The sequence below is a fragment of the Domibacillus aminovorans genome (assembly GCF_001643235.1).
GTDB lineage: Bacteria > Bacillota > Bacilli > Bacillales > Domibacillaceae > Domibacillus > Domibacillus aminovorans.
Window position 1 is genome coordinate 185,249 of sequence record NZ_LQWY01000012.1, and the last position, 13,058, is coordinate 198,306.

General features: G+C 41.4%; 16 protein-coding genes. 5 read left to right on the top strand and 11 right to left on the bottom strand.

Annotated features, from left to right (window positions below):
- Positions 1 to 27: 27 nt before the first annotated feature.
- Complete coding sequence (gene bshC, locus AWH49_RS06045) at positions 28 to 1,644, bottom strand: bacillithiol biosynthesis cysteine-adding enzyme BshC (RefSeq protein ID WP_063964974.1); 1,617 nt, start codon at positions 1,642 to 1,644, stop codon at positions 28 to 30.
- Between the two features lie 181 nt (positions 1,645 to 1,825).
- Here bshC and AWH49_RS19895 point away from each other — a divergent pair, with 181 nt between their 5' ends.
- Complete coding sequence (locus tag AWH49_RS19895; protein ID WP_157723673.1) at positions 1,826 to 1,969, top strand: hypothetical protein; 144 nt, start codon at positions 1,826 to 1,828, stop codon at positions 1,967 to 1,969.
- Here AWH49_RS19895 and AWH49_RS06050 read toward each other — a convergent pair.
- Positions 1,961 to 2,848 (bottom strand): 2-dehydropantoate 2-reductase, encoded by an 888-nt coding sequence (locus AWH49_RS06050; protein ID WP_063964975.1) that lies wholly within the window; start codon positions 2,846 to 2,848, stop codon positions 1,961 to 1,963. The genes AWH49_RS19895 and AWH49_RS06050 overlap by 9 nt on opposite strands.
- Before the next feature lie 118 nt (positions 2,849 to 2,966).
- On the opposite strand from AWH49_RS06050, the gene AWH49_RS06055 reads away from it, so the two are divergent.
- Positions 2,967 to 3,422, top strand: a complete 456-nt coding sequence (locus AWH49_RS06055) for a GNAT family N-acetyltransferase (RefSeq protein ID WP_063964976.1) — start codon at positions 2,967 to 2,969, stop codon at positions 3,420 to 3,422.
- Positions 3,423 to 3,465: 43 nt separating this feature from the next.
- Here AWH49_RS06055 and AWH49_RS06060 read toward each other — a convergent pair whose 3' ends face one another.
- From AWH49_RS06060 to AWH49_RS06070, 3 genes are all read right to left on the bottom strand, one after another.
- A complete protein-coding gene (locus AWH49_RS06060; protein ID WP_063964977.1) occupies positions 3,466 to 4,230 on the bottom strand; it encodes an enoyl-CoA hydratase/isomerase family protein in 765 nt (254 codons plus the stop codon).
- Between the two features lie 111 nt (positions 4,231 to 4,341).
- A complete protein-coding gene (gene rpmF / locus AWH49_RS06065; RefSeq protein ID WP_018392254.1) occupies positions 4,342 to 4,515 on the bottom strand; it encodes a 50S ribosomal protein L32 in 174 nt (57 codons plus the stop codon).
- A gap of 62 nt (positions 4,516 to 4,577) precedes the next feature.
- Positions 4,578 to 5,108: a YceD family protein gene (locus tag AWH49_RS06070; protein ID WP_063964978.1), complete on the bottom strand. Its 531-nt coding sequence runs from the start codon at positions 5,106 to 5,108 to the stop codon at positions 4,578 to 4,580.
- A 146-nt stretch (positions 5,109 to 5,254) separates the two neighbouring features.
- Between AWH49_RS06070 and AWH49_RS06075 the strand changes: the two genes are divergently transcribed.
- Positions 5,255 to 6,454 (top strand): nucleotidyltransferase, encoded by a 1,200-nt coding sequence (locus AWH49_RS06075; RefSeq protein WP_082862691.1) that lies wholly within the window; start codon positions 5,255 to 5,257, stop codon positions 6,452 to 6,454.
- Here the strand turns inward: AWH49_RS06075 and AWH49_RS06080 are convergent.
- Positions 6,446 to 7,501, bottom strand: a complete 1,056-nt coding sequence (locus AWH49_RS06080) for a SepM family pheromone-processing serine protease (RefSeq protein ID WP_063964979.1) — start codon at positions 7,499 to 7,501, stop codon at positions 6,446 to 6,448. The two genes, AWH49_RS06075 and AWH49_RS06080, sit on opposite strands and share 9 nt — an antisense overlap.
- The gene (locus tag AWH49_RS06085; protein ID WP_018392250.1) at positions 7,480 to 8,271 is read right to left on the bottom strand and encodes a patatin-like phospholipase family protein; all 792 of its coding nucleotides are present in this window, start codon (positions 8,269 to 8,271) and stop codon (positions 7,480 to 7,482) included. Before AWH49_RS06085 ends, AWH49_RS06080 begins: the two co-directional genes overlap by 22 nt.
- A 129-nt stretch (positions 8,272 to 8,400) precedes the next feature.
- Here AWH49_RS06085 and ylbJ point away from each other — a divergent pair, with 129 nt between their 5' ends.
- Positions 8,401 to 9,537 carry a sporulation integral membrane protein YlbJ gene (ylbJ, locus tag AWH49_RS06090; RefSeq protein WP_063964980.1) on the top strand — a complete coding sequence of 379 codons (1,137 nt, stop codon included), beginning with the start codon at positions 8,401 to 8,403 and terminating at the stop codon, positions 9,535 to 9,537.
- Positions 9,538 to 9,558: 21 nt separating this feature from the next.
- On the opposite strand, the gene coaD is transcribed toward ylbJ, so the two are convergent.
- The 3 genes from coaD to AWH49_RS06105 form a co-directional block, all read right to left on the bottom strand.
- Positions 9,559 to 10,053 (bottom strand): pantetheine-phosphate adenylyltransferase, encoded by a 495-nt coding sequence (gene coaD, locus AWH49_RS06095; protein ID WP_018392248.1) that lies wholly within the window; start codon positions 10,051 to 10,053, stop codon positions 9,559 to 9,561.
- A gap of 2 nt (positions 10,054 to 10,055) precedes the next feature.
- The gene (gene rsmD / locus AWH49_RS06100) at positions 10,056 to 10,622 is read right to left on the bottom strand and encodes a 16S rRNA (guanine(966)-N(2))-methyltransferase RsmD (protein WP_034285662.1); all 567 of its coding nucleotides are present in this window, start codon (positions 10,620 to 10,622) and stop codon (positions 10,056 to 10,058) included.
- Between the two features lie 105 nt (positions 10,623 to 10,727).
- Positions 10,728 to 12,137, bottom strand: coding sequence for a stalk domain-containing protein (locus AWH49_RS06105; protein WP_063964981.1), 1,410 nt, complete (start codon positions 12,135 to 12,137; stop codon positions 10,728 to 10,730).
- A gap of 155 nt (positions 12,138 to 12,292) precedes the next feature.
- Between AWH49_RS06105 and AWH49_RS06110 the strand changes: the two genes are divergently transcribed.
- On the top strand, positions 12,293 to 12,682 hold the full coding sequence (locus AWH49_RS06110; RefSeq protein WP_018392245.1) for a DUF7147 family protein: 390 nt from the start codon (positions 12,293 to 12,295) through the stop codon (positions 12,680 to 12,682).
- Positions 12,683 to 12,717: 35 nt separating this feature from the next.
- Here AWH49_RS06110 and AWH49_RS06115 read toward each other — a convergent pair whose 3' ends face one another.
- Positions 12,718 to 12,993, bottom strand: a complete 276-nt coding sequence (locus AWH49_RS06115) for a YlbG family protein (protein WP_018392244.1) — start codon at positions 12,991 to 12,993, stop codon at positions 12,718 to 12,720.
- Between the last annotated feature and the right edge of the window lie 65 nt (positions 12,994 to 13,058).

Here is a 13,058-nt window from a genome sequence, read left to right on the forward strand (position 1 = left end):
AGCCTACCAAAAAGGCAGACTTTTGCTTCACATATAGATAAGATAATGGTCCCCTTTATGATCAAATGACTGTTCCATTAACTTCTCGATAAACGATGGTCCATACGTATTTAAAAAGGAATAAATATTCCATATTCTTTCTTGCGGGCCGCCCGGATGCAGCGCCGATTCAAGACGATCAAAACGCAGTAAAGTTGCCGCATGTGTTTGTTCAAGCACGGCATCACTTTTTTGAATTAAAAATTCAATTTGTCGTTCATGATACGCTTTGTTTTTTTCAACAATCGGCATCAGCCCGTTATGAAGCTTACTTGCCCGCTGCTCGATTTTCTCATAACTTGCAAAAAGATCTGCTTTCATTTCAGCTACCAGATCATGCAAATGATGATCACGGACCGATTCAATATACGCTTCCTTTTCCATTTTGACGCCCGACTGAATGATCTGTTCCATCGTCAAATCGATTTCAGCAGCGATTCCCACAATGGGACGTTCGACAATCGAAATATTGACACGCGGCACAATCACTGGCATTTTCATCTCAAAATGATGAAACGCGCGATTCAGTTCTGCCCAGTAGGCAATTTCACCTGGACCTGCAATAAATGCAAGCGTTGGAAATAGCCATTCCTGCATTAACGGACGGGTAACGACATTGTTGCTGAAGGTATGCGGTGACATTTCAAGCAGTTCAAGCAATTCGCTTTCTGAATAAGAACGCCCGCTTTTACTTCGATATAGATCGCCGTCCCTTTCAAGTAAATGGCGTTCACCATCTTCAATTAAAAATAAGTTAGCCGGCTGTTCTCCCGTTTCAATCGCTAATGTGTATGCTGCTTTTTTGATTTCTTCTTGCGCTCCGGCAACCGATGCAGCCAGTTGTTTATTTTCTATAATTAATCGTTTAAAAAATGGAACTTCTAGTTGTCTTAACGCTGGGTCCGCTGCATCAATAAGCAAAAGACCATACTTGCTAAACAGCGTTTGCGTTAACTGTGCAAAAAAAGCAGTCAATGTATCGTGCTGATGAACAGCTTGAAGCACATCTTGCAGAAGCTGATTTGTATGATTTGTTTCTTTCATACAGGAAAAAATAGATGTAACCCACTTCTCCATCGTGCCCTTTTCGTAGATCGTTTCCGAAGCCATTTGTTTTTTTATAAATCGTTCCGGGTAGCCTATTTTGTGCATTTGGCCTTCTTTTTCTACATAAACATGATTAATTTCCAGAAGGTCATGATCTTCACCCGCGATCCAAAAAATAGGCACAATAGGAAGACCTAATTTTTTTTCCTGATCGGCTGCGAGTTGAATAATTGATATGATTTTATGTATAGAATAAAGCGGGCCGGTTAATAGTCCCGCTTGCTGTCCGCCAATGACGACAAGAGATTTCTCATCACGCAGTTTCGCGAGCGATCGTTCCGTTTCCTCCGTCAATTGAAATGATTGCATATAGTTGTAAATAATGTCCGCCAACTTCTGGCGTTCATATCGCCGCGTTTGTATATCCGCTGCTCTGGCCGCAAACTCCGTCTGATGGAACGGATGATAATCAAAATAAGGAGCGGTCTGTTCATCTCCGCTTATGTAGTCTTTTGCAAAACGATTTAAAGCGGGAACAGAAATGCATTCTTGTTCCATAAATGTACTTCCTTTCTGCGCACAATTTTCTTGTTTGAGTATACCATCTGATGGAACGAAAGGAAAAACAATGTGCCTATTTTCTGAATATTATTTCAGAAAATTTTTTATCTGATAATGATTATCATTGTAATTTAGTTGACAGCTTTGCTGATCGTTTAAAAAAAGAGCGTTTCCCCTCATGAAAAAAAAGAAATTTGGTCTTTTATCTTTACTGCTCACCCTTATCTTTATACTGCTTGCAGCATATGTCCCTGAAAACTACCGGGACATTGATAATGAATGGTTCGGTCTAACGAAACAGGCACGCCTGAACTTATTTTGATATAAGTCCAGGCTTATTTTCTTTCCCCTTGACCATATTGTATAAGATATGAAAAGAAGGCACACACTGATCCTGTTTTTCCGCTTCTTTTAACAGGACACCAACGATCGCGTCGATTTCAGTAGGTCTTCCTGCTTTTACATCTTTTAACATCGATGATTCATTGTCTGCTGTTTTGTTACAAATAGAGAGAACAGATTGAAAGATCTCTTCTTCTGTTTTATCTGGATAAACAGATGCAAATTCCTGGCAAAGATCTTTCACAATCGAACGATACTGCTCATTGTCAGCAATCTCTCCATTCTTCACTTGAAGCACAGCCGTCAGTGGATTAATGACGGCGTTTGCTGCCATTTTTTCAATGAGCATATGCTGAATATCTTCTCTCCATTCAAAAGGAAAAGATTTCGTTTGAATGTCTTCTATAATCGTTTCGGTTCCACCTCGATAAATACCGATATTCGTTTTATTTCGCCCATTTACTTGAATCGTCCGCTCATCCATTTTGACAATACCATGTTCAATTGATGCCACATATACGTTCTTCTGTGGCAGCTCATTCATCAAATCTAGATGACTCATTCCGTTTTGAATAAATAGAATAGCATGTGCATCTGCGCTTTGTAACACCTTTATAATTTCTCCCATATGATATTGTTTAACCGCAACGACGATCAAATCCGCTGTTACAGTTCCAATCATTTTTGAATCTACATGATCAACGGTTTCAATTCCATTTTCGATCACACATATCCCTTCAGATTGAATTCGTTCTGCCTGTTGCTTCGTTCTTGTCTGCAGCGTCACAACATGGTTGCCGCTCCACTCCGTGGCAAAAAATAATCCGACGGCACCACCGCCGATAATATGAATGTTCATACTTGACCCCCACTATATATGTAAGCGCTAACAATATTCCGCTACATTTTTACTTATATTTATTATATAATAGAAGTGAACATACTGGTCAAGATTGAGGGCTAAGGGGGAAAAGCGTATGGGGCTAAATGTTGAAAATTTAAAAATGAATTTTAAAACGATTGAGGAATTCAAATCGTTTAAAGAGTATGGGCTTGAGGAGCTATCTATGCTTGAAGAATTACACATTTCAATGGTAGAAGATAATACATCGTCTCCTTTTTATGGTATTTATTATGGTGACCGTCTCGCCGCACGTATGTGTTTATATATACGGGAAGATAAGCTGAACTTAATTCCGACGAGCGAAAAATTTTTAGAAATCTGGAAGCTTGAAGTTTTGCCTGCATTCCAGCATAAAGGATTTGGCCTTATGCTTGTAGAGTTTGCCAAGTCATTTCAATTGCCAATTATGACGAAACCGCGCGTTAAATCACAATCATTCTGGGAAAAAATGAACTTTGTTCCAGTATCAGACACGAGTACACGTCTCATTTGGGATCCGAACGCAGTTGACACACAGATAATAAGCTGACTCTAAAAAAGTGTGCTGTCTCAAATTGAGGCAGCTTTCTTTTTTATTTCTTATTTTTTGATAAAAATGATGCGACCGCTTCTTGATGAGCATCCTGTGCCCATAAAATCGCACATTCTTTTATTTCCGTCTTCATACGATTTCGTAAATCACCGGCTTCCCATTTCGCGATCAGCATTTTTTTATACGCGGTCAGAACCGAAATTTTTATTGTCTGTTCATTTTTGAAAAAAGCTCTTGCTTCTGACAGTTCAGCCTGCTCGCTTATCCGGTCGATAAAACCGAATTGATCAAGTTGCTCTGCCCGAAAAACAGCCGCTTCTGACAGCATTTTAAATGCATAGCGAGGTTCGATCCGCTCCATTAAAAGCGTTCCGCCGCCCCAGCCAGTTGTAATGGCCATACATCCTTGAATAAACCCAATTTTCACACCTGTACGGGCAATACGGTAATCACATGCTGCTGCAATTTCACATCCGCCCCCTACTGCTGAACCATTCAATAGGGCGACTGTTGGCTTCGGCAATGTCGCCAGCTTATATAAAACGTCACCCATTTTTGCTAGCATGTTATATGCTTCTTTTTCTGTACGGAGCGCATGAAAAATGGACAGGTCTCCGCCAGAACAAAAGGCTTGCTCTCCTGACCCAGTAATCGCAAGCACTCGCACATCGTCCTTCTTTGCCCGCTCCACTGCTGCTTTCAAACCGTCCATCACCGCATAATTGACTGCATTTCGTTTTTCTTCCCGCTTAATCGTAAATAATAAGATGCCGCTCTGTTCATCCAACTCGACTATGTAATCCATCAAAAGAATTCCCCCTCACATTCATTGTAGCGCTTTCACAATTTGAAAAACAAGTACAAAAAAGGCAGAGAGCCATGGTCTCTCTGCCTTTTTTGAAAGAATAGAAAAGTCTTATTTGCTAACGACTTCTTTACCTTTATATGTTCCGCACTCTTTGCATACGCGGTGCGCAAGTTTCATTTCACCACAGTTCGGGCAAGAAACCATACCGGGCACTTGCAACTTGAAATGCGTACGGCGTTTGTTTTTGCGTGTAGTGGATGTTCTTCTAGCAGGTACTGCCATGTGATATACACCTCCTTAAAGGAATAAAAACTATATGAAGCCAGAATAGCTGTACTTCTCAATTACTCTTCATCAGACGTAAAGAAGTTTTGAAGTCCCGCCAAACGCGGATCTACCGCCGGCTTCTCTTTTTCGGGAAGCTCTTCTTCTTTTTCATAAAACGTCCAATCTTTTCCTGATTGCACAACGTGTTTGTCTGCTTCTTCACTAAATATTTGCAACGGTACTTCCAGAATGATTGCTTCTTCTAAAAACGGACGGAAGTCAATGACATTTCCTTCCGGCAGATGAACATCATCCGTTTCATATGACTCGCCTTCTTCCGGTTTCAAAAGAAACCTTTCGGTAAGGGCAATGTCGAACGGGTATGGTACGTCAACAAGTGTTCGTGAACAAGGGACAATCATTTCCCCTGTTGCTTTCACATTGAAAACAACTTGGTCATGTCTAATATCCACACGTCCTGTTACGTGAACAGGTGAGATCCGGCGAATATCATTGTCAAGCGTTGTTAGTTCGGTTAAATCGACCATTTCGTCGATTTCAAGACCACGGTCGCGGTATTTTTGCAGTTGAATTATTGACCATTTCATTTAATCACCTCAAGGCAACAAAAGTAATTATAGCCCTCTCCTGATAGATTGTCAATATATTTTCTTTACAGTGAAATGCCGGTTTGACTTTTTTTCCACCATCTTTGAAAATGAAGGTACATTCTTATAAAGAAAGGAATTTTCCTATGAACGCAGCTGGTATTGTCGTTGAATATAACCCATTTCACAACGGTCATTTTTATCATGTAAACGAGACGAAACGCAAAGCAAAATCAGACGTCCTCATTGCGGTCATGAGCGGCTCTTTTTTACAGCGCGGTGAACCGGCACTCGTCGATAAATGGACGCGGACGAAGATGGCTCTTTCCAATGGTGTTGATATCGTTGTCGAGCTACCCTATGCTTTTTCTACACAAAAAGCGGAAACATTTGCTGCCGGTGCCATTCAGATCCTTGATCATATGAAATGCCGATCGTTTTGTTTTGGCAGTGAAGAGGGCCAATTGGATCCATTTCTTCAAACCGCGGCTCGTCTCTACGAAGAAAGAGAAGCACTGAATGAATGTGTCCGATCCAGTATGAAAAAAGGGAACAGTTATCCCACCGCCCAGACGCTGGCAAGAGAAACACTCTTTCAAGATCAGCCTTTGCCACTTGATTTATCCAAACCAAACAATATACTCGGTTTTCATTATGTAACAGCGAACAATGAACTGAATCATCCCATGCAGCCGCTTACGATTTTACGTCAAGGAGCCGGTTACCATGATGAACAGGCATCTGGACATATCGCAAGCGCAACGGCGATCCGAAATTTATTATTTGATCAAAAACAGGCAGATCATTTTTTGCCTCATTCTGTCCTATCCATTTTAACAGAACATAAGCAAAATGGGTTGATCCATTCATGGGAATTGTACTGGCCTCTTCTCCGCTATCGTCTTCTGTCCATTCATTTAGATGATCTAAATGCTATTTATGAAATTGAAGAAGGCATCGGTCCACGGCTCATTGATGCAGCTTTAAAAAGTAATACATTCCTTTCGTTTATGGAACGGGTAAAAACGAAGCGGTATACGTGGACAAGAATCCAGCGCATGATGACGCACGTGTTAACAAATACGAATAAAAAAGAGATGAACGACGCAGCGGCACACGTTTCCTTTGTCCGCCTGCTCGGAATGACAGAAAATGGCCGTAGCTACATTCGGGCGATCAAAAAAGAGATGGCGGTACCGCTTCTATCCAGAACAGCAGCCGCTGTAGATTTGCTTTCGCTCGATATTAAAGTGTCACGCGTTTACGCTGCTGCCTCGACAGCACCTGCTCATTATACAGAACAGCTTTTAGACCATGAGTTTTCTGCACCACCTATTTTACTTTGATACGGTAATATTAGCCAAGTAGTTAACAGCGTCTGAAAATGTTTGGACCGGTACAATTTTCATGTCGGTCTTTATGTCTTCAGCCGTTTTTTTTGCCTGTTCATAATTGGTCAGCAAATCCCCCCCTTTTTCTGGCAACTCATCATCCGGAGCAAAAAAGATTTCAGCGCCAGACCGATCGGCTGCAACCACTTTTTGATCGATTCCCCCGATCCGTCCAACTGTTCCATCTTTTGCAATCGTTCCCGTGCCTGCTACTCGAAGCCCTGCAGCAACATCCTCTGAAACAAGCTGATCATAAATTTCCAGGCTAAACATGAGCCCCGCAGACGGTCCCCCAATCTCTTCTGCTTTAAGTGTTACTTTCGGATGACTTTTCAATGTCCGATCATCCGCCAAACTAATGCCCAGTCCTGATTTTCCATCCAACTCTGGAAAAGCTCTTAGTTCAATTTCCACTTCGTTTTCTTCCTTATCCCGCTCATACATCAACGTCACCGTCTCACCCGGTTCTTTTGACTGTACATAATCGGTCATTTCTTTTGATTCTTTCAGCTTTTGTCCATCAATTGCTGTAATACGGTCTCCTGCTTCAAGCACTTTTTCTGCCGGCATGCCTGGAAATACGCCAAGCACAAAAATGCCATTGTACGTCCAATCGTACGTTTTTCCGGCTTCATCGAATGCTACGGTAATCGCATTTTGTTGGGACGTATTCATTAAATAATATTGTCTTACATTGTATTCCTCATCCGATTCATATGGATAGCGTACGTCTTCTTCTGGTAAAATTTTTTCATAGTCACGAAATTTTGCCCATATATAGGAGTAAATATTCGCCGGCCCCATGCTAATTGTCGTCAACATTAACGTGCCTGTATCATCGTGATCACCGCCATCGACGTGAACAATCGGATCAAGCTCGTGCGCGCCGCCTGGCTTTGTTACGTAAAAAGGGAGAGGAATAAAGGCAGCTGCAATAATGGCAATCAATAAAATATAGATTATCGCTGTTCGTTTATTTTTCACAATTGTTCTTCCTTCCATGCCGAAATCAGCTGTTTAATCAGATCCACTTGTTCACGCGCTGCCCGTTCTCCAGCTGCAATAATATCTGGAATGTGTGTATATGCGCGTGAATTGTATGAATCGATAGACGGCCGGATCATCACATCCGACGCCATCGTTCTGCTTTCAATAATTTCAAGCTGTAAAATATCAATACTTTGCATAATGACATCAAAAATGGTGGTTATTTCAGCATTTTTCTTCACAGATGTGACATCGACACCAATGACGATATCAGCCCCCATCTCTTTCGCCACTGACACTGGCACGCGGTCGATCACACCGCCATCGATGAGCAACCGCCCGTTTACTTTCTCCGGAACCAAAATACCTGGTATCGCAATACTTGCTCGTACCGCTTCCGCAATCGGCCCCTCCGTAAAAACAACTTTTTCTGCTGCCTGTATATCGGTCGCAACAATCGCCAGTTGCACATTTAAGTCTTCGATTCGTTTCCCGTGTGTAAAAAGACGGATAAAATCTTTTATTTTACGTCCCGCAATAAAGCCCATTTTCGGTACAATCCAGTCGAGAAAGAATTTACGTTGAAAAGCAGAAGACAATTTGTACAACATCTCCATATTATGTCCCGCACCGTACAATGCACCAACAAGAGCGCCCATACTGCTTCCTGCAATGATATGAACGGGAATCTTTTCTTCCTGAAATACTTTTAAGACGCCAACGTGAGCAAATCCACGTGCTCCTCCTGATCCGAGTGCGAGGCCAATTTTCGGTTCAGCAGCCATGAAAACACCTCCTGTCGCCTTACATCCATTCTATTCTTCTGTACGCGGCATATCCTTTCGTACAAGCTATTTTTTATTGTACAAAAAATGATGCAAGAAAACTGTATTCATGCTCGGGAGGATTTTTAAATGAACGATATTCCATGGAAAACGGTTATTGCCGCTGTCTTTATGACCGTGTTGACAGCTGCACTTCTTTTTTTTCCCGAAACGGGAGTATATGCAGCTCGGCAAGGAATGGATATGTGGTGGAAAACGGTTTTCCCCTCTCTTCTCCCTTTTTTCATCTTAACAGAAATGCTTCTCGGTCTCGGAGTCGTCGCTTTTTTCGGTGCACTTTCAGAAAATATCATGCGTGTTCTTTTTCGTCTTCCTGGACCCGCTGGTGTCGCCTGGATTCTATCACTTGCTTCAGGCTTTCCAACTGGAGCACGACTCGCAGCACGACTTCGGAACGATAATGTAATTACGCAAGTCGAAGCAGAACGTCTTGTTGCCTTTGCCCACTCGTCCAATCCGCTATTTATTTTAGGTGCTGTTGCAAGTGGCTTTCTTCACGATCCGGATGTTGGATTTTTACTTGCTGCAGCCCATTATAGCGGAGCTTTTTTTGTCGGTATCACAATGCGCTTCTATGGTGGACAGACACCCGTTTCCCGTTCCGTATCAACACGTGCCATTCAAGCATTTGTGATGGCTCGCAGACAAGATGGACGGCCTTTTGGTACATTGATTGCCGATGCAGTTATTTCCTCTGTTCAAACACTCATGCTCGTTGGCGGGTTTATTATCTTTTTTTCAGTTATAACTGAATTATTGAAAATAAATGGGGTTTTCTCTGCTTTTTCCATTCTCTTTTCAAAGGCAGGTCTGAATACGGATATGGCTGCACCACTTCTATCAGGATTGATCGAACTCACTGCCGGCACAAAACAAGCTGCCGAAATGAATGGTGAGCTCACCGTTATACTCATGGTGATCAGCTTTATTTTAGCCTTCAGCGGCTTCAGTGTTCATGCCCAAGTCGCAGCCATTCTCAGTAAAACGGATATTCGTTATGCACCTTTTCTCGCTGCGCGTGTGCTGCACAGTATATACGCCGTACTAATTACGTTTTTATTGACTTCCGTTAAGCTTGCCGATTCACCCGTGTCCGTTTCGATGATCCCACCTGAAAACGGGATAAGTATGACCGTTTTATGGATGACCATTGCTTCTATTTTGTTCTTTATTCAATATAAAAACAGCCGGCGCAAAAGAAATTGATTTCTTTCGTACCAGCTGTCCTCATGCAGTCGGTCCTGCCAGCCGTTTTTGATTTAATGCGGCTTCGACTTCTTTCGGTACGAGCTCTGAAATATTCGCACCGTATTTCGCCACTTCTTTCACAATACTAGAGCTTAAAAATGAATATTGACTGTTTGTCATCATAAAGAACGTTTCCAATTGATCATCTAGAACGCGGTTCATCGACGTGATCTGCATTTCATATTCAAAATCAGATACGGCGCGTAATCCGCGCAAAATCGCGTTAGCTTTTATTTCCTTCGCATAATCAACGAGCAGACCTTGATAATGATCCACTTCAACATTCGGTATATGCGCAGTCACTTTTCGAATTAACTCCGCACGCTCTTCTGTTGAGAAAAGCGGCTGTTTCGCTGAATTGCTCAATACAACGACATATACTTTATCAAATACTTTCGCCCCACGCTGAATAATATCAAGATGCCCGTTCGTAATTGGATCAAAGCTGCCCGGACAGACTGCTATACTCGCCATTATTATTCCTCCCCATCCTTCATCCAATAATAAATAGAAATGGCAATCATCCCATACGTCTCAAACCGTACACGTTCAAACGGTCCTGCCACATGTGGTAGATGGACATCTGAGCCGTGTTCGCACATAATAAATCCATCTGTTGAAAGCAATGACTGCTCGCCAATAAACTGAAGCATTGACTCAAGCTTTTGCTTTTTGTAAGGTGGGTCAAGAAAAATACTATCAAAGACGATGCCGCGCTTAACAAGTGCTTTTAATGCACGCTCCGCTTCATTTCTATACACTTCCGCTGCCTCTGCAAACCCGGTAGAACGAAGATTTTCTTTCACCGTTTGAATCGCTTTCATATCACGGTCAACAAAAATGCCCTCATCAAACCCCCGGCTAAGTGCTTCGATACCAAGCCCGCCAGAACCTGCAAATAAATCCAGTACGATACCACCTTCAAAATAAGGTCCAATCATATTGAAAATAGATTCTTTTACTTTATCTGTCGTCGGCCGTGTATCTTTACCTGGCACTGCTTTTAGTGGATGTCCTTTTTTCGTTCCAGAAATAACTCTCATTCTATTCAACCTGCCATTCATTTTTCTTCGTTTATGGTATCATAAACAAACAGTTGAATCTACAACATAAAAAAAGAAACCTTACATATGATTGACAAGGTTTCTTTACAATTTATACGGCTGTAAATTAATTTTTTCCGCCATTTCCTGAACTTCAATGAGAAAGATTTTCTGAAACCAAATTTTATCGACGTGCATCGTTCCATTTATATTTTGAAGCGCTGTATCGTACAGCACATAATTATGCTTATTAAACAAGACACGGTTTTCATTTATATAAAAACGATACGTCTCAAATTCTTTTTGCATGAGCCATTCCTGACCGATAGATAACTCTTGAATGGTAAACCCGAGTGATTCAGCTGCTTCTTTCAATGGCACATAAAGAACTCCCTCTTTTTTCTTCATATGAAAAGCTGCTTCTTTTCCTTCAATTATCACCGGACGGCCATCGAAAAAGATAAGTGGTAGGACGGCTGTATCCCTTTTTTTATTGTTCGTAAAAAACTGTGTTTCTTCCCCTTTAACGGATCCGAGTAAATCATCGAGCTTCTGTGCACTCACTTCTTTTCCCTTTAAACCCACTAATTCTTCCAGCCATTCAGCCTGTTCCGTTTCGGTCAATTGAGCAGTAATTTTTTCTTTCATGACAGCCGCTTTTGAAAAAACAGGCTGTGAATCATATAAAGAGACGACTATAAAAGAAGCCAACCACTTTTCACTTTCCTGAAAAATGAAATGCTGTAATGCATAATTATGAATGATCTGATTGCGAATCGTCTTCAATCCATCCATGCTTTGAACGAGCGTTAGTCCGCTTAATTCTACTGGCCTTACATCGGGTAAAATAACAACCGTTTGCGGAGCAATTTCATCTTCGTCAAACGGGAAGTCGAATGAAGATGCAGTCGATTGGACACTTTCAACATTATATACGGTTAAAATCGGTGAAAGTACACTTTTTATGAGCGGCGATTTTTGCCAATACAACGGTGCTTGTCCGGAATTTCCTTGAAACGAATAAAAGTCAATAAGCGACATTTGTTTCGCAGCCGTCTGTTCAAGGGACGATATCCATTCTCCGCCCTGCTTTGTATGGTCTATTACCATGACCGTTGTTGCCGATATGTTGACGTCAGAGAATGAAGCATACCAGTTATTTAATGTAAAAGATGCGTCTATATGCGGAGCTGGCAATCGGTAATGAATCGTCAGACTTTCTCCACTTATATCAACTGTACCCGCTTGACCTCCGATTTCACATACATCTCCCTTTGAACATGAGACTTCATCTGCATCCGCCGGGAGTTTGAAGACCATTTTTTCGTTTTCGGGCAATAGCCTGATTGTCTGGCTTACAATCAAGTGGTCTTTCTTTACATCAAGTTCAATTTCTTGTGCAGAAATAATCGTTTCAGATGCTTTTGATATTTTTTCATATCCAATCCATTGGACCGTTAATAGCACCCCAGAGACAATAAATAGCAACAAACTAATTATCAGGACTTTTTTCATACATTTGTCTGCCTCCTGTAGGATGATGATTCACTTTCATCATAACAAATTTTTTGCGTTTTTAAAGACGAAATTTATTATAATCACGTGAACAGTTATTGTTTATTAAAAACAGAAGGGGTACGATAGGTAAGAAAAGAATGGAGGCATTGAAATTGATTCAACGATTTATTGAACTTGGGGAAGGATATTCCGATTTGTATGAACTGATTGATGTCGCAAAAAGAGCCGAACAGCGCGTTCTGCATTTTCTCGCACTACACTCAAAAGTGAATGAACGGCATGTAACGTCATGTGCCGTTGTTCTAACGCCTACTACACCGGGCGATTTCCAACCAATATACATATGCCGAGAAGGCATTCCTTACCTGCATGAAAAGCCAAACGAGCGATACCGTTTATTTGAAGAAACAGCACAGTCACTTCATAAAAACGTCATTGAGTTGGACGTCAAATCGTCTGTTGCTTTTGCAGAAACAGCGCTCTACTATCAATATCTCATCGGCATTTTGCGGCTCAACCATCACATTCCACCGCTTCAATGAAAAAAGGGGATCTGTCACGATGACAGTCCCCTTTTTTAAACACCAATTTTATAATCATATTCTTTCGCTTTATCCGGCCGGGAATTTTCATAGTCTACTTTTAAAAATGGTTTCTCTGAAAATTCCACTTTTTTCACAAATGAAAATGTGTCAAGCTTCTCTGCAAGTGCGGCTATTTCCGACTGGTCACAGTACAGCACGACATATTTCATTTTTTTTGATACGTAATGAACATTTCCATACTTACGTAGTGATTTAGCCGGCTTAAGTGAATGAAGCCATACAATTAACGCCTGTCGTTCCGTTAACATATTTCGCCCTCCGGCACTATATTTTTTATCCTGCTTTAATGAGTTGTACAAACCTCCGCTGAATA

Coding starts and splice junctions, on each gene's coding strand:
- AWH49_RS06055 (WP_063964976.1), top strand. CDS start 2,967: ATGGGGCTAAATGTTGAAAATTTAAAAATGAATTTTAAAACGATTGAG.
- AWH49_RS19895 (WP_157723673.1), top strand. CDS start 1,826: ATGAAAAAAAAGAAATTTGGTCTTTTATCTTTACTGCTCACCCTTATC.
- ylbJ (WP_063964980.1), top strand. CDS start 8,401: ATGAACGATATTCCATGGAAAACGGTTATTGCCGCTGTCTTTATGACC.
- bshC (WP_063964974.1), bottom strand. CDS start 1,644: ATGGAACAAGAATGCATTTCTGTTCCCGCTTTAAATCGTTTTGCAAAA.
- coaD (WP_018392248.1), bottom strand. CDS start 10,053: ATGGCGAGTATAGCAGTCTGTCCGGGCAGCTTTGATCCAATTACGAAC.
- AWH49_RS06050 (WP_063964975.1), bottom strand. CDS start 2,848: ATGAACATTCATATTATCGGCGGTGGTGCCGTCGGATTATTTTTTGCC.
- AWH49_RS06060 (WP_063964977.1), bottom strand. CDS start 4,230: ATGGATTACATAGTCGAGTTGGATGAACAGAGCGGCATCTTATTATTT.
- AWH49_RS06080 (WP_063964979.1), bottom strand. CDS start 7,501: ATGGAAGGAAGAACAATTGTGAAAAATAAACGAACAGCGATAATCTAT.
- AWH49_RS06070 (WP_063964978.1), bottom strand. CDS start 5,108: ATGAAATGGTCAATAATTCAACTGCAAAAATACCGCGACCGTGGTCTT.
- AWH49_RS06085 (WP_018392250.1), bottom strand. CDS start 8,271: ATGGCTGCTGAACCGAAAATTGGCCTCGCACTCGGATCAGGAGGAGCA.
- AWH49_RS06115 (WP_018392244.1), bottom strand. CDS start 12,993: ATGTTAACGGAACGACAGGCGTTAATTGTATGGCTTCATTCACTTAAG.
- rsmD (WP_034285662.1), bottom strand. CDS start 10,622: ATGAGAGTTATTTCTGGAACGAAAAAAGGACATCCACTAAAAGCAGTG.
- AWH49_RS06105 (WP_063964981.1), bottom strand. CDS start 12,137: ATGAAAAAAGTCCTGATAATTAGTTTGTTGCTATTTATTGTCTCTGGG.
- rpmF (WP_018392254.1), bottom strand. CDS start 4,515: ATGGCAGTACCTGCTAGAAGAACATCCACTACACGCAAAAACAAACGC.
- AWH49_RS06075 (WP_082862691.1), top strand. CDS start 5,255: ATGAACGCAGCTGGTATTGTCGTTGAATATAACCCATTTCACAACGGT.